Genomic DNA, 15,693 nt, shown 5'->3' on the forward strand with positions numbered 1-15,693 from the left:
AGCCATGACCGCGGTGACCAAACAGCCTTTCGATCCGGGACCGGCGGCATGGAACGAGATCCTGCCGGCGGCGACGGCCTTCGACAGTCTCGCATCTGATTTCCAGGCGGACGTCCTGGTCATCGGTGGCGGCTTCGCCGGACTGTCGGCGGCCCGGCGCCTGAAACAGCTGCAGCCGGACGCCACCGTTGCGGTCGTCGATGCACGCCGCATCGCCGAGGGGCCCGCGGGGCGCAATTCCGGCTTCATGATCGATCTGCCGCACAATCTCGCATCAAGGGACTATGCGGGCGATGCGGACCGGGACCGCTCGCAAACCGCGCTGAACCGGGAAGCGATCGCCTTTGCGGCCGATGCGGCGCAGGAATACGGCATGTCCGAGGAGGCTTTCAGCCCGAGCGGCAAGATCAACGCCGCGGCCACCGGGCGCGGCGTTGCCCACAATAACGACTATGCGGCGCATCTGCAGGCAATGGGCGAGGCGCATGAACTGCTCGACGCAAAGGCCATGCAGGATATCTGCGGCTCCGGCTATTATCTGGGCGGCCTCTACACGCCCGGAACCGCCATGCTGCAGCCGGCGCTTTACGTTCGCGGTCTTGCCGCAGGCCTGGCCGGTTCGGGCGTCCTGCTTTTCGAGAACACGCCGGTCGTGGCCCTGGCGCGGGAAGGCCGATCCTGGCGTGCTGAAACGCCATCGGGCACGATTTCGGCCGGAACGGTGGTGCTGTGCGTCAACGGCCATGCGGAGAGTTTCGGCTATTTCAAACGCCGGCTCATGCATATCTATCTCTACGCTTCGATGACCCGTTCGCTGTCTTCCGAAGAGTGTGCAGCGCTCGGCGGCCAGGAACGGTGGGGCTTTACGCCGGCCGACCCGCTCGGCACCACCGTGCGGCGGATTTCCGGAACGGGGGGCGACCGCATCGTCGTGCGCAACCGATTTACATGGGCGCCGGGCCGCAGTGTCGCGGCACAAAGGCCGCAATCGGTCGCGCATGTCCATGACCGCTCGTTTTCGGCCCGGTTTCCGAAGCTTGCAGGCATCGATATGGAATACAGATGGGGCGGGCTGCTTTGCCTCAGCCTGAACACGGCGCCCGCCTTCGGGGAACTGGAGCCCGGCCTTTACAGTGCCTGCTGTCAGAACGGTCTAGGAACAGCCGCCGGGACGCTCTCCGGAAAGCTGATCGCCGAACAGATCTGCGGCCATGAATCAGCGTCGCTCCTGGCCATGCAATCGCTTCCGGCTCCCAAGCGCCTGCCGCCGGAACCGTTCGCATCCATCGGCGCCAATGCGACCATGCGCTGGGGCGAGATGCGGGCGGGCAAGGAGCTTTGAGCCTACGCCGGAATTTCGTTACTTGAAGGCTTCTCCGGGATAGGCACCCCAGATTTCGTCCTGGGCCACCCAGCCCTTGGTGCCCTGCACTTCGCCACGACACCATTTGCCATTGCATTCGTCGATCCGAACGACAACGCCCGGCTCGAGCTTGGCGACCAGGTCGGCGCCCTTCTGCGGCTTTGCCCGCAGCAGCACATAGACCCGCGCATCGCCGCGCTTCCATGGCGCGATGATCGCCGTGCGATCGCCGGTAAGCAGCGATTTGTGGATCCAGCCCTCGGTTCCATCCGGGTCGCGCACCCTGCGCCAGTGGTCATATTCCTGGATGATTTCCATCGGAATGCCCGAACGGGTGTACAGCCATTCGACCGCGTAGTCGCGGCTGGGTCCGATGCGAAGATTGACGCGCCGTGCCTTGAGGCTGACAAAGCGGGGCAGCGGCAGGCCGCTCGCGCCCTTTGCCGCGCTCTGCGCGAGTGCCGGCGGGCTGAATGTCGGTGCCGTCAACAGCAGCATCGCCGCGGCGATAGCTGCACTTGTGATACGCGTGACGGTCGCGGCATTCATTGCACTCTCCATCGATGATCTCCACCGGCTGTCATTGCCACTTGTGCAGCGCCCGGCGCAATCGAAAATTTTCATTCCGGTGCGGAACGAGATCGCTTTGTCTTCCCGCATTCGTCTGATAAAAACGACCCGTGTGACCGGACATTACCGGGACTATCACACCATGGTTAAAGAGCTCTCAACAAGGGGCCGATCGAGGAAATGCCGAATAAAAAGCGACCGAAGGTGTTCATCACCCGCAAGCTGCCCGAATCTGTGGAAACCCGCATGTGCGAGCTGTTTGACGCGGAGCTGAACATCGAGGATACGGCCCGGTCCCAGCATGAGCTGGTCGAGGCGATGAAATCCTTCGACGTGCTGGTACCGACCGTCACGGACCGTATCGACGCGGCGATGATCGAGCAGGCGGGGGACAATCTCAAGCTGATCGCCAATTTCGGAAATGGCGTCGACAACATCGACATCGACGCGGCCGCCCGCAAGGGAATCACCGTCACCAACACACCTAATGTGCTGAACGAAGACACCGCCGACATGACCATGGCGCTGATCCTGGCGGTTCCGCGCCGCCTCGCCGAAGGCGCCAATGTCCTGATGGGCGACGGGGTCTGGAACGGCTGGTCGCCAACCTGGATGCTCGGCCACCGGATCTGGGGCAAGCGGCTCGGCATTGTCGGCATGGGGCGCATCGGAACCGCGGTGGCGCGCCGGGCCAAGGCCTTCGGCCTGTCCATCCACTATCACAACCGCAACCGGGTTGATCCGATTACCGAAGAGGATCTCGAGGCCACCTACTGGGAAAGCCTCGACCAGATGCTGGCACGGGTGGATATCGTTTCGGTCAATTGCCCGTCGACGCCGGGAACTTTCCATCTGCTCTCGGCGCGCCGGCTCGATCTGCTGCGTCCGGAAGCCTATATCGTCAACACGGCGCGCGGCGGCATTATCGACGAAGGCGCGCTGATCAAGAACCTGCAGGAAGGCAAGATCGCCGGGGCAGGCCTCGACGTCTTCGAGCACGAACCGGCCGTCAATCCGAAGCTGGTCAAGCTGGCGCAGGCCGGCCGGGTGGTCATCCTGCCGCATATGGGTTCGGCCACTATCGAGGGGCGGATCGACATGGGCGACAAGGTGATCATCAATATCCGTACATTGTTCGACGGGCACAGGCCGCCGGACCGGGTGCTGCCCGGGCAGCTATAGGCCGCCGGACCCGATGGACCGACCGGTCTGGTCAGGCTGAGCGATAAGTGATCGTGTCAAAGCGGGCGGCCAGTGCATCGTAGAGCAACAGCCGGCCGATAAGCGGTTCGCCAATGCCGGTGATGAGCTTGATGACCTCCATGGCCTGGAGCGTGCCGACAACACCGGTGAGCGCGCCGACAATGCCGGCCTCCGCGCAGCTCGGCAAAAGGCCGTCGGGCGGCGGAGCGGGAAACAGGTCCCGATAGGTCGGGTTCGGCCGGCCCTCGCCATCTTTCAGGAACGGGACAAGCACCGTCACCGATCCGTCGAAACGGCCAACGGCGGCGGTGACAAGCGGCCGCTCCAGCGCGGCGCACTGATCGGCGACCAGATAGCGGGTGGCGAAATTGTCCGATCCGTCGGCGATGACGTCATAGCGCGCGATGAGTTCGGCCGCATTGGCCGCGTCGATACGCACGGGATGCGCCTCGACAACGACATGCGGATTGATTCGCCGCAGCGCCTTTGCAGCGCTGCCCGTTTTGGCAGACCCGACCGCCTCGGTGTCATGAAGAACCTGGCGCTGCAAGTTGGACAGAGAAACGGCGTCGTCATCGACGATGCCCAGCGTCCCGACTCCGGCAGCGGCCAGATACTGCAACAGGGGCGAGCCGAGACCGCCTGCGCCGATCACGAGCACACGGGCCTTCTTGAGCTTCTGCTGTCCCGGGCCGCCGATCTCGGACAGAACGATATGGCGGGCATAGCGTTCCAGCTCGGACGGCGTCAGTGCGTTTTCGGTCATTGGCTTTTCACCGGCATTTCCTGTGCATCGGCTGTTGCACGCGCGACCGTGCCTGAATCCACCGCCAGAAACTCGGCGCGCGAACCGAGCGCCTTGAACATAGCGCTGTCGGTCCCGGTCATGAAGGCCTGGCCGCCCAGAGCGTCGACCAGATCGAAAAGCGCGGCGCGGCGGCCCTCGTCCAGATGGGCGGCGATTTCATCGAGCAGAAGGACGGGTGCATGGCCGCAGATTTCGCCGGTGAGCCGGGCATGGGCCAGCACCAGCCCAACCAGCAGCGCCTTCTGCTCGCCGGTCGAGCAGCGGGCCGCGTCCATATCCTTGCCGCGATGCCGCACCATCAGATCCGAGCGATGCGGGCCGGTCAGTGTCCGCCCGGCGGCGGCGTCCCGGTCGCGGGACGCAGCAAGCTGCACGGCCAATGCTTCTTCCTGCTCCGCCGCGTTTTCGCCCGGAATGCCGGACAGGAAATCTTCCAATTGCAGGCCGGCCCGGGGGAACGGCCCGTCGTCCTGGCGGTCATCGATCAGCCCGGTCAGCATGGCGATCAGTTCGCGGCGGGCAAGCGCGATGGCAATCCCGAATTCGGCCATCTGGACTTCGATACCGCTCAACCAGGAAGGGTCCAGCCGCCCCTCGGAAAGCAGCCGGTTGCGGCTGCGCATGGCGCGCTCATAGTCGAGCACCCGTTTTCCGTGGCCCGGATCGATAGCCAGGACCTGACGGTCGAGGAAGCGCCGCCGGTCCGAAGCCGGTCCGGTGAACAGGCCGTCCATTGCCGGTGTCAGCCAGACGATGCGCAGATGCTCCAGCAGTTCGTCATTGCTGCGGGCGTTGGTGCCGTTGATCCGCAAACGGCGGCCCGAGCCGCCATTCTCCGGATCGCCGCCGGCGCTGGTGCCGATCTCCACCGGCCCCTGCATGCCGTCCAGCGCGGCGAAGACGGTAAATCCGGCGCCGGCGCCCTCGCGGCACATGTCGGGATAGGCCGCGCGGCGCAGGCCACGGCCGGGTGTCAGCAGAGAAACGGCTTCCATGAGGTTGGTCTTGCCGGCGCCGTTTTCGCCGGTCAGCACCACGTGGCGCCTGTCGAGATCGAGGTCGAGCTGCCGGTAGTTGCGAAAATCCGTCAGTTTGAGACGGGTCAGGCAGGCAGCGTTCACAATATAGCCTGCCTCACACGCGCATCGGCATCAGCACATAGAGCGCGCTTTCCTCGGCGACGTCGCGCACAAGGGTGGGCGAGCCGGGATCGGCGAACAGGAAGACGGCCTCCGTCCCGCTGAACTGGCCGGTGATATCGAGCAGATATTTGGCGTTGAAGCCGATCTCCAGCGCTTCGTTCTTGTAGCCGACCGCCAGCTCTTCCGTGGCGCTGCCGGAATCGGGATTGTTGACGGTGAGCGTCAACAGGCCCTCGGTCAGTGCCAGCTTGACGGCGCGGCCGCGTTCGGAGGAGATCGTCGAGACGCGGTCAACGGCCGATGCGAAGGGCGCGCAATCGACCGTGAGTTCCTTGTCGTTGCCCGTGGGAATGACCCGCTGATAGTCCGGAAAGGTTCCGTCGATCAGTTTGGAGGTGAGCAGCACGCCGCCGATGGTGAAACGGATCTTCGCCTCAGACACCTCGACCGTCACCGCGACATCGGGGTCGTCGACCAGCTTCTGCAGTTCGCCCACGGTCTTGCGCGGAACGATGATGCCGGGCATGCCTTCCGAGCCGGACGGCGCCTCGATGTCGGCGCGCGCCAGGCGGTGACCGTCGGTGGCGACGGCACGCAGTTTCAGCGACCCCTCTTCCTCGATGGTGTGCATGAAGATGCCGTTGAGATAATAGCGGGTCTCCTCCGTCGAAATGGCGAACTGGGTGCGGTCGATGAGCATCTTGAGTTCGGTCGACTGGAGCCGGAAGGTGTGGCTGAATTCGCCGGCCGTCAGATCCGGAAAATCGGATTCCGGCAGGCACTGCAGCGAGAATTTCGAGCGGCCCGAGGCGACGGTCATGCTGGCGCCCTCCGGATCGACGGCAAGCAGCACCTCGGCACCGTCCGGCAGTTTGCGGACAATGTCGTAGAGCAGATGCGCCGGAACCGTCGTGGAGCCGGATTGTTCGACATTTGCGGCGGTCGCCTCGGTGACTTCCAGATCGAGATCGGTCGCCTTGAGGTCGAGCGTCGCGCCGTCCGCCTTCAGCAGCACGTTGGACAGGATCGGGATCGTATTGCGCCGCTCAACCACGCGATGGACGTGGTTCAGTGATTTCAGGAGGTTGGAACGCTCGATTGTCACACGCATGGGTCTTTACACCAAATCCTGTTGTTCTTGTCGCGATCACCGGTGTGCCCGCCAGCCATCCGAACCGGCTTCCGGGACAACACGCCGCAAGGTCTGCCCGGCCATAGAGGGACTTTATGTTCGGGACAAGCAAAATGACAGATATACCGCCCCTAGCGCAAGCTTATGACACCAATGGCGGTCGCGCGGGACAGGCTTTCTGGGGATAAAGTGAATATGAGCGACCCATGCGTTTCAGGCTCCGCCAGAGCGGAGCCCGATCCGATAATCCGGTGTCGGTCAGCGTTGGCCGATCACTCGCTGATGAGGCGCCGCAGGAGCTCGATCTCGTGGGAGAGCTTGGTGTCCTGCTCCAAAAGGTTCTCGATCTTGCGAACCGCGTGCAGCACCGTTGTGTGATCGCGGCCGCCGAAGCGCCGACCGATTTCCGGGAAGGAACGCGGCGTCATGGTCTTCGACAGGAACATGGCGATCTGGCGCGGTTTGACGATGGTGCGGGTGCGCCGGTTGGAGATCATCTCCTGACGCGAGACATTATAGTGGCGCGAGACGATGCGCTGGATATCCTCGATGCGAACCCGCTTCGGCTCGCCGGCATTGACGAGATGGCCGAGAAGCTCGTCGACCCGGTCAATGGACAAAGACGGCTCGAACGAACGGCGGAACAGCAACTGGTTGAAGGCGCCTTCCAGTTCCCGGCCGCTCGACGTGACGTGCCGCGCAACATGGGCGAGAATCTCGGTCGGAATGTCCAGCGAATAGTCTTCCTGCTGGGCGGCGGCAAGGCGGCGCTTGAGGATTTCAAGGCGCATCTCGTAGTCGGGCGCCTCGATCTCGATGGCAACGCCGCCCTGCAACCGGGAGCGGACCCGCGCATCGAGCGATTCCAGCTCCCAGGGTGCCCGGTCCGCCGCAACAACAACCTGACGGGCTGAATCCAGCAGCATATTGAGAAGATGACAGAATTCGTGCTGTATCGACTTGCCCTGCAGGAACTGCATGTCGTCGATAACGAGCAGGTCGATATTGCGCAGCGATTCCTTGAAGGAAAGCGCGTCATTGTCCCGGATGGCCGTGGCAAAGCGCCACATGAAATATTCTGCCGTCAGATAGACGACGCGCGGCTTGCGCTCGCTCTCATTGGCCGCCAGGGCAATCGCCTGCAGCAGGTGGGTCTTGCCGAGGCCCACGCTGGAATGGATGAACAGGGGATTGAAGCGCACGGCGCTGCTGCCGGCCTCCGCGATCGTCTTCGCCGCAGCCAGGGCAACACGGTTCGAAGCGCCCTCGACGAAGGAACTGAAGGAGTAACGCCCGTCGAGCGGCGAGCCGGAGACCGAGCCGGTTTCGACCGGACGCATCTGCGCCTTCTTCGACTTGGATCCCGGGTGCGGCACGGCGGCAGGCCGCGCCGATTGCGATCCGGGGCCCGTCGATTGCTGCACATCGGAGATTTCGGAGGACTGGATCAGCCGGTTGCCCCGCGTCGCGGAGCGCACAACGATTTCAACCTTGTTGATGTCGCTGTTTTCCTCAGCGAAGAGCTGCGTCAGAAGATCCAGATAGCGATTGTTGATCCACGACCGCAGGAATGTCGTGGGTACTGAAAGACGAACAATGCTCTTTGATATGGATTCCAGTTTGAGCCGGCCGAACCAGCTTGAAAATACGTCGGGACCGACCTGTGCCTTCAGCCGGGTCTGAACCCGCCCGAAGAGTACGTCATTCGCCATTCCTGATTTCCCCATCTCCGTCGGTGGATCGGCCTCGCCGGCAGGAGGTGGTGCATTGTCTCGCGATCGCCGCAAATCTGTGCGCACCTGTGCTCCTGATTGTCCCTGCATCTGGCCTTCTCCTGTATCGTTTTTATTTGCGCCGGCCGAACGGCCGAACTTACTGTTCTACGTACAAACCCCAAACCCTACTGGAAGTGCTTCCCCTTTCCGTTTCCGTCCGTCGGACCGACAGAACACGCATGGCGCTACGGATCGCCTTGCGTATCCTCCTCCCGGCAATATGCGCTGCCTCCAGAGCGTGCGCACAGATGTCCCCATGCCCGGGCTGGCGCCCGAACCACAACCGGGAAATTTTGATGAATCGTGCCGCAGAATGCGAACACTGCATTGAAGATGAAAACATCAAAACCGCCAAAGGATTTCGGCGGTCTCACTATTCAAAACTAGCTGCTTGCGACCTCCATGCAGGCTCATTAAGGCAACGTTAACCGTCGAAGGTCAAGGCGCGTTCGGGAGGGAAATCGGCCGGATCGGTCCGCAGGTGCGATACGGCTCAAACGTGCATCCTGTGCGCCTTCCCGTAACGCATTTGGAATCAACAGCTTTTTGAGAAGGGACCGGAGAGTGTTGCCGATTTGCAAAAAAATAAAAAAATTGATCTTGACTCGGAATTCGTCGAACCAGTTTTCCAATGGTCTACCAAAGAATTTTAATCCTCTCATAACCCATTGTTATTTATAATAATTACTTGTCCCGCATTTACTAGACGACCGGTCTATTATTACAAAGATATTACAGTCCGGAATTGAATCGCAAAAGCCCGACCAACGGCCAGGCTCAACACGCATTCGCTAAATATCTGCAATTAGGCGCTGATTGCCTTTACGCGCTTGGCCAGACGCGAAACTTTCCGCGAGGCCGTGTTGCGGTGAATAACACCTTTGGTTGCCGCGCGCATCAATTCCGGCTGTGCCTGCTTGAATGCCTCGGCCGCCGCATCCTTGTCACCGGATGCAATCGCTTCCTCGACCTTGCGGATGAATCCGCGCATCCGCGAGCGGCGTGCCTTGTTTACTTCCGTTCGCCGGGCGATCTTGCGGGTCGCCTTTTTCGCCGACACTGTGTTGGCCATCTACTTCTCTCTTTGCGTTCGTACTCGCCCCATATCCTCGTGCCAGGTTTGCCAACCCGCAAATGAAACGACAGGAGCAGAAAAAATTACGGTGGCCGCCGGGGCCACCAAATCCGTGCCGGGCATATAGCCGGAAAGTGTGGTGCCGTCAACGGTTCTTGAACTGCGCCTGGCGTTTCTCCGCGAAGGCGGCCATGCCTTCCTTCTGATCTTCGGTCGCGAACAGCGAATGGAAGAGGCGCCGTTCGAAACGGATCCCTTCCGCCAACGTGAGCTCGTAAGACCGATTGACGCTTTCCTTGGCCATGATCACCGATGGCTGGGAGAAACCCGCGATCTTCTCGGCGGCCTTGATCGCCGTTTCGATCAGCTCGGTCGCGGGCACGACGCGGGCGACAAGCCCGGACCGTTCCGCCTCGTCCGCATCCATCATGCGCCCGGTCAGACACAGATCCATGGCCTTGGCCTTTCCGACGGCGCGGGTCAGGCGCTGCGTGCCGCCCATGCCCGGGATTGTGCCCAGGGTAATTTCCGGCTGGCCGAATTTTGCCGTGTCGGCCGCGATGATGAAGTCGCACATCATGGCGAGTTCGCAGCCACCGCCGAGCGCATAGCCCGCAACGGCGGCAATCATCGGCTTGCGCACGGTGCCGACCTTGTCCCAGCCGCCAATGAAATCGCCCATATAGGCTTCGACGAAATCGAGACTCTGCATTTCCTTGATATCGGCGCCCGCTGCGAACGCCTTTTCCGATCCGGTGATGACGATGGCGCCGATCTTGGCATCCGCGTCGAAGGCCCGCGCCGCTTCGAGCAGTTCGGCCATCAATTTCGCGTTGAGCGCGTTCAGCGCCTTCGGCCTGTCCAGCGTGACGAGGCCGACGCCGCCGCGGGTTTCCACCTTGATGCACTCATATGCCATGTTCGATTTCCTTCCGTTGGTATTTCGCTTTCAGCCACTCAGCGCTGGCAGGCCGGGCAATGAAATGTCGAACGGCCGCTTTGCATAATGCGGCGGATCGTTCCACCGCATCCTTCCCGCCGGCAGGCTTCTCCTTCGCGATCATACGCGTTGAACGTATGCTGGAAATAGCCGAGCGTGCCGTCCGCCTGCCGGTGATCGCGCAAGGACGAGCCGCCTGCCTCGATGGCCGCCGCGATCACGCTGCGAACCGCGGTTGTCAGGTCCTCAAGCCGAGCGACTGGGGCGCCCGAGCGGGCCACAAGCGAGCCGGCGGTGCGCCGCGGTGAAAGATGCGCCAGCCAAAGCGCCTCGCAGACATAGATATTGCCGAGGCCGGCAATGATCCGCTGGTCCAGCAGAGCTGCCTTCAGCGGCGCCTTCCTGCCTGCAAATCTGCGCGCCAGGTAATCGGCGTTGAGCGCGTTGCCATGCGGCTCGACACCGAGATCGCGGATCAGCGGATGATTGTCCAGCTCGCCATCGCCGGCAAGCAGCATGAAGCCGAAACGGCGGGGATCATTATAAATGACACGCGCCTTGCCGTTCGGCCCGTCCACATGAAAGACGATATGATCGTGCTTTTCATCCTTGCTGCGGTCGTGGTGAAACTGTCCCGGCCGGTCCTTCAGATCATCGCGGTCAATATAATAGGAGCCGGACATGCCGAGATGCGAGATCAGCACGGCACCATCATCAAGACAGATGAGCAGATATTTCGCCCGGCGCCGCAGCGACACAATCCGGCGGCCCTCCATACGCGCCGCGAAGCGGTCGGGAAACGGAAAACGCAGATCGGCCCGGCGCTGCTCCAGCCGGTGCAGGGTGGCACCTTCCATTGCCGGCAGCAGGCCGCGACGAACGGTTTCGACTTCAGGCAGTTCGGGCATGGGCCTCGGGCGCGTTGGCTTTTGTTTCGACTTGACCTATAAGCGGCGCGACTTTGCCGCACCGCGATACAGGTGAGCCTGATAGCGCATCTTGGCGCGTTAGGCTATTGTTCCCGCCGAATTGAGTACCGGAGTTCTCTTGATGTCTCAGACGCGCACATCCGCAGCCGGCGGCATGGAAACCTCCTACGGTTTCAGGCAAGTCGACGAAGGCGAAAAGCAGGGCATGGTCAACGACGTTTTCCATGGCGTCGCGCGCCGCTACGACATCATGAACGACGTGATGTCGCTGGGCATGCACCGGGCCTGGAAGGACGCCATGGTCAGCGCCCTCAATCCGGGCAAGAGCAGCGCATACCGGGTACTCGACGTCGCCGGCGGCACCGGCGACATCGCGTTCCGCATCATCGAGGAATCGCGGCGGCTGGCCCATGCGACCATTCTCGACATCAACGGCTCGATGCTCGAGGTCGGCCGCCAGCGGGCTCAAAAGCGCAGGCTCGAGGACAATCTGACCTTTGTCGAAGCCAATGCCGAGGATCTGCCGTTCGACGACGACAGTTTCGACGCCTATACGATCGCCTTTGGCATCCGCAACGTGCCGCGCATCGATCTGGCGCTCAGGGAAGCGGCACGGGTGCTCAGGCGCGGCGGGCGTTTCCTGTGCCTGGAGTTTTCCGACGTGGACCTTCCACTTTTGGAAAAAATCTACGACGCCTGGTCGTTCAAAGCGATCCCGCAATTCGGCCGGGCGATTACCGGCGACAGCGAACCCTACCGCTATCTGGTCGAATCGATCCGCAAGTTCCCCAACCAGCAGGATTTTGCCGCCATGATCGAAGCGGCCGACCTGTCGCGGGTCAAATGGACCAACTATACCGGCGGCGTCGCCGCGCTTCATTCCGCCTGGAAACTCTAGAGCAAGACGGGCGGCGGGCCGATCATGAACAGTTTCTTCGCCTATCTTCGACTGATGCGTGCCGGCTGGGTGATGGCCCGCGAGGGCGTCATTGCCTCGCTTCCGGCCGACGGGCTGCAAGGGCCGGCACTGGCGGCCCACAGGCTGGCAACCGCGCTGGCGCGGCGCAAGTCGCAGCAGGCCGACCGGGCGGAACGGCTGGCACGCGCCGTCGAGCGGCTCGGCCCGTCCTATGTCAAGCTCGGCCAGTTCCTCGCAACGCGTCCGGATGTCGTCGGCCGCTCACTGGCGCGGGATCTTTCCCTGCTGCAGGACCGCATGGACACCTTCTCCATGGATGCCGCCAGGGCGCGCATCGTCGAATCCGTCGGCCGCCCGGTGGAAGAGCTCTACAGCACGTTCGATGCACCGATTGCGGCCGCCTCGATCGCCCAGGTTCACCCGGCCGAGGTCAGCGACGATGCCGGAACACGTAAGGTCGCGGTCAAGGTCGTGCGTCCCGGCATCCGCAAGCGGTTCTATCGCGATCTCGACTCCTTCTATCTCGTGGCCCACATGGCCGAGCGACTTTCGCCGGCCTCGCGGCGGCTAAGACCTGTCGATGTCGCACGCACGCTGGAACAGACTACCAAGATCGAGATGGATTTCCGTCTCGAGGCGGCGGCGCTTTCGGAGCTTGCGGAAAACACGCGCGACGATCCCGGTTTCCGCGTGCCGGCAGTGGACTGGGAGCGCACCGGGCGCGACATCGTCACCATGGAGTGGATCGACGGCATCAAGATCGCCGATCTCGAAGCGCTCAAGGCCGCCGGGCACGATCTCGACCATCTCGCGGAGATCCTGATCCAGTCGTTCCTGCGGCATACGCTGCGAGACGGCTTCTTCCACGCCGACATGCATCAGGGCAATCTGTTCGTCGATGCTTCCGGCACCATCGTCGCGGTCGACATGGGTATCGTCGGACGGCTCGGAAAGAAGGAGCGTCGCTTCCTGGCGGAGATTCTCTACGGCTTCATCCGGCGTGACTATCGCCGCGTTGCCGAGGTGCATTTCGAAGCCGGCTATGTTCCGGCCCATCACGATGTCGCCAGTTTCGCCCAGGCAATCCGTGCGATCGGCGAGCCGATCCACGGCCAGTCGGCGGAAACCATCTCGATGGCGAAGCTCCTGACGCTGCTCTTCGAAGTGACCGAGCTCTTCGACATGCAGACGCGACCGGAGCTGATCATGCTGCAAAAGACCATGGTCGTCGTGGAAGGCGTGGCGCGGCTGCTCAATCCGCACTTCAATATGTGGAAGGCGTCGGAACCGGTTGTCGGCGACTGGATCGCCCGCAATCTCGGTCCTGCCCGCGTCGTCACGGATATCAAGGACGGGCTGGGCGCCGCAGTGCGGCTGGCCGAGCAGGCGCCGGTGCTGGCGGTGCGGGCGGAACGCCTGTCGCAGGAACTCGATGAAATGGCGCGCGAAGGTCTGCGCTTCGATCCGGGCACTGCCGAGGCCATCGGCAAGGCCGAGGCACGCCATTCACGGTCCGGCCGGATTGCTCTTTGGGTGATTGCATTGACTGCAATCTACATTGCGTTTCAGTTGTAATTTGATTTCATTGCTATCAATCTGCTAGGCTGCATGGCAAGGAGACCGCCATGGCCAGCATCACCATACGCAATCTCGACGAGGCCACGAAACAGGCGCTGCGCGAGCGCGCCGCCCGCAACGGCCGCTCGATGGAAGAGGAGGTGCGGCACCTCCTGCGCCATACGGCCACACCGGCATCCATGTCTGCGGATGAAACGGCCAGGCCTGAACCTGCGAGCGGCAATGCGGCACTTGCCGGCAGGCAGATTCTGCTGATCATCACCGGCGGCATCGCCGCCTACAAGTCGCTCGACCTCATCCGCCGGCTGCGCGAACGCGGCGCCGCGGTGCGTCCCGTCATGACAAGAGGCGCCATGGAGTTCGTTACGCCGCTTGCGGTCGGCGCGCTTGCCGCCGACCGGGTCTTTACCGAACTCTTCTCGCGCGAGGACGAGCAGGATGTGGGCCATATCCGGCTGGCGCGCGGCGCCGATCTCGTGCTGGTCGCCCCGGCGACCGCCGATTTCATCGCCAAAATGGCGCAGGGGATGGCCGACGACCTTGCCTCCACGATCGTGCTGGCCAGCGACCGGCCGATCCTGATTGCGCCGGCAATGAACCCGGTCATGTGGCAAGCGCCCGCGCTACAGCGCAATATGCGGCAGGTGCGCGAGGACGGCGTTCACGTCATCGGACCAATGCGCGGCGAGATGGCCGAAAGCGGCGAAGCAGGTCTCGGACGCATGGCCGAGCCGCTCGATATCGTGGCCGCTGCCACGCACTTGCTCGACGACCGCCCGCGACCGCTTGCCGGAAAAACCGCCATCGTCACATCGGGGCCGACCCATGAACCGATCGATCCGGTCCGCTACATCGCCAACCGCTCATCCGGCAAGCAGGGCCACGCCATTGCGGCGGAATTGGCGGCGCTCGGCGCGCGGGTGACGCTGGTTTCCGGCCCGGTCACCATAGCCGACCCGCAGGGAGTGGCGACGGTGCATGTCGAAAGCGCCCGAGAGATGCTCGATGCCGTCGAGCAATTGTTGCCTGCCGACATCGCGGTCATGGTAGCGGCCGTCGCCGACTGGCGCGCGGCCGGCGAGGCGGGCGAAAAGATCAAGAAGAAGCCGGGCAAGGCACCGCCGCCACTGAAGCTGACTGAGAATCCGGACATCCTCAGGACGGTCGGCCATCACGGCAAGCGCCCGACACTTGTCGTCGGCTTTGCCGCCGAGACCCAGAACCTCATCGACAATGCGAAGGCCAAACTGGAACGCAAGGGCGCCGATTTCATCGTCGCCAATGACGTCTCACCGGAAACCGGCGTCATGGGCGGCGACCGGAACCGGGTGCGCATCGTATCGGCCAAGGGCGTCGATGACTGGCCGGAGATGGACAAACAGTCGGTCGCAGCGCGGCTGGCAGGGGAGATCGCTCGCCGGCTTCAGACCGCGATCGCCTGAACCGCGCCCGACGGGTCGAACGGCTCGACCGCAACTCCGCGATCGCTGACCGTCACGAAGCTGCCCGACGGGATTTCAGACCAGCGGCCGGCATCCTCATCGAACGGTTCGGACACCAGGCAGTGCCCGTCGCCGGTCAGCGGACACATGGCGCCGGAATAGAGCGTCGGCGCATGGCGGTCGGTGGCGTAGCGTACACAGTAGAGCGCCCTCCCGTCGCTCAACGCCGCGGTAAAGCGGATCAGCGGCCTGATTCCAAGCGCAATCGCTTCACGCAACACGAAGCCAAGCGCTGCCTCCAAGGCCAGTTTCGGGTTTTTCTCCAGCCCGAATTCAAGCGCCAGCAGAAACAGGAGCTCGGAATCCGTCGAACCTTTGCGCTCGCCATAGAGCGCATCGTCCAGCCGCGCTTCGAGCCGCCGTTCGAGGCGCTCGAAATCGCCAAGCTGCCCGTTGTGCATGAACGACCAGCGGCCGTGTACGAAGGGATGGCAGTTGTCTCTGGTGGTTCGCCCCGCCGTGGAGGCGCGCACATGGGCGAGGAACAGGCCGGAGCCGATCTGCCGGGCCAGCGAGCGCAGATTGTCGTCCGACCAGGCCGGCAGGATGTCACGGTAGTGTCCGGGCTCGTCGCGCTCGCCATACCAGGCGATGCCGAAGCCGTCGCCATTCGTCGCCGTCTTTGCCTCCGTGGCACATTGCGACTGGTCGATCAGGGAATGGGCGGGAGAGGTGATCAGGTCCTCGAGGAAACGGCGACGACCGCGATAGGCAACCCAGCGGCACATGGTTTCAGCACCCTCCCCTTTTGCCGGCG

At 62.9% G+C, this 15,693-nt stretch carries 14 protein-coding genes; 5 read left to right on the forward strand and 9 right to left on the reverse strand.

The annotated features are described in order from the left end of the window. Positions 1-4 precede the first annotated feature (4 nt). Positions 5-1,342, forward strand: a complete 1,338-nt coding sequence (locus OOZ53_RS13370; protein WP_271090090.1) for an NAD(P)/FAD-dependent oxidoreductase — start codon at positions 5-7, stop codon at positions 1,340-1,342. Between the two features lie 18 nt (positions 1,343-1,360). Here the strand turns inward: OOZ53_RS13370 and OOZ53_RS13375 are convergent, their stop codons facing one another. Continuing rightward, positions 1,361-1,861 (reverse strand): SH3 domain-containing protein, encoded by a 501-nt coding sequence (locus OOZ53_RS13375; protein WP_271090153.1) that lies wholly within the window; start codon positions 1,859-1,861, stop codon positions 1,361-1,363. A gap of 252 nt (positions 1,862-2,113) precedes the next feature. Here OOZ53_RS13375 and OOZ53_RS13380 point away from each other — a divergent pair, with 252 nt between their 5' ends. Beyond that, positions 2,114-3,115: a 2-hydroxyacid dehydrogenase gene (locus OOZ53_RS13380; protein WP_271090091.1), complete on the forward strand. Its 1,002-nt coding sequence runs from the start codon at positions 2,114-2,116 to the stop codon at positions 3,113-3,115. Between the two features lie 31 nt (positions 3,116-3,146). Here the strand turns inward: OOZ53_RS13380 and OOZ53_RS13385 are convergent, their stop codons facing one another. From OOZ53_RS13385 to mutM, 7 genes are all read right to left on the reverse strand, one after another. Beyond that, positions 3,147-3,902, reverse strand: coding sequence for a molybdopterin-synthase adenylyltransferase MoeB (locus OOZ53_RS13385; RefSeq protein ID WP_271090092.1), 756 nt, complete (start codon positions 3,900-3,902; stop codon positions 3,147-3,149). After that, complete coding sequence (gene recF / locus OOZ53_RS13390) at positions 3,899-5,068, reverse strand: DNA replication/repair protein RecF (RefSeq protein WP_425499147.1); 1,170 nt, start codon at positions 5,066-5,068, stop codon at positions 3,899-3,901. The genes OOZ53_RS13385 and recF overlap by 4 nt, the downstream gene beginning before the upstream one ends. A gap of 10 nt (positions 5,069-5,078) precedes the next feature. Then, complete coding sequence (dnaN, locus tag OOZ53_RS13395) at positions 5,079-6,197, reverse strand: DNA polymerase III subunit beta (RefSeq protein ID WP_271090096.1); 1,119 nt, start codon at positions 6,195-6,197, stop codon at positions 5,079-5,081. Between the two features lie 293 nt (positions 6,198-6,490). Further along, a complete protein-coding gene (gene dnaA / locus OOZ53_RS13400) occupies positions 6,491-7,930 on the reverse strand; it encodes a chromosomal replication initiator protein DnaA (protein ID WP_271090097.1) in 1,440 nt (479 codons plus the stop codon). Between the two features lie 868 nt (positions 7,931-8,798). After that, positions 8,799-9,065, reverse strand: coding sequence for a 30S ribosomal protein S20 (rpsT, locus tag OOZ53_RS13405; RefSeq protein WP_271090098.1), 267 nt, complete (start codon positions 9,063-9,065; stop codon positions 8,799-8,801). Between the two features lie 148 nt (positions 9,066-9,213). Continuing rightward, positions 9,214-9,987 carry an enoyl-CoA hydratase gene (locus OOZ53_RS13410; RefSeq protein ID WP_271090100.1) on the reverse strand — a complete coding sequence of 258 codons (774 nt, stop codon included), beginning with the start codon at positions 9,985-9,987 and terminating at the stop codon, positions 9,214-9,216. Between the two features lie 38 nt (positions 9,988-10,025). Continuing rightward, positions 10,026-10,916 carry a bifunctional DNA-formamidopyrimidine glycosylase/DNA-(apurinic or apyrimidinic site) lyase gene (mutM, locus tag OOZ53_RS13415; RefSeq protein ID WP_271090102.1) on the reverse strand — a complete coding sequence of 297 codons (891 nt, stop codon included), beginning with the start codon at positions 10,914-10,916 and terminating at the stop codon, positions 10,026-10,028. Positions 10,917-11,058: 142 nt separating this feature from the next. On the opposite strand from mutM, the gene ubiE reads away from it, so the two are divergent. The 3 genes from ubiE to coaBC are packed head-to-tail and all read left to right on the forward strand — an operon-like array spanning position 11,059 to position 14,876. Continuing rightward, positions 11,059-11,835, forward strand: a complete 777-nt coding sequence (gene ubiE, locus OOZ53_RS13420; protein WP_271090103.1) for a bifunctional demethylmenaquinone methyltransferase/2-methoxy-6-polyprenyl-1,4-benzoquinol methylase UbiE — start codon at positions 11,059-11,061, stop codon at positions 11,833-11,835. A gap of 24 nt (positions 11,836-11,859) precedes the next feature. Beyond that, a complete protein-coding gene (ubiB, locus tag OOZ53_RS13425; RefSeq protein ID WP_271090105.1) occupies positions 11,860-13,431 on the forward strand; it encodes a 2-polyprenylphenol 6-hydroxylase in 1,572 nt (523 codons plus the stop codon). Between the two features lie 50 nt (positions 13,432-13,481). Beyond that, entirely contained in the window at positions 13,482-14,876 is a 1,395-nt protein-coding gene (gene coaBC / locus OOZ53_RS13430; RefSeq protein WP_271090106.1) for a bifunctional phosphopantothenoylcysteine decarboxylase/phosphopantothenate--cysteine ligase CoaBC, read from the forward strand. On the opposite strand, the gene OOZ53_RS13435 is transcribed toward coaBC, so the two are convergent. Further along, on the reverse strand, positions 14,858-15,664 hold the full coding sequence (locus tag OOZ53_RS13435) for a class II glutamine amidotransferase (protein WP_271090107.1): 807 nt from the start codon (positions 15,662-15,664) through the stop codon (positions 14,858-14,860). The two genes, coaBC and OOZ53_RS13435, sit on opposite strands and share 19 nt — an antisense overlap. Between the last annotated feature and the right edge of the window lie 29 nt (positions 15,665-15,693).

It is taken from the genome of Allohoeflea poritis (assembly GCF_027889715.1).
Taxonomy (GTDB): domain Bacteria; phylum Pseudomonadota; class Alphaproteobacteria; order Rhizobiales; family Rhizobiaceae; genus Hoeflea_A; species Hoeflea_A poritis.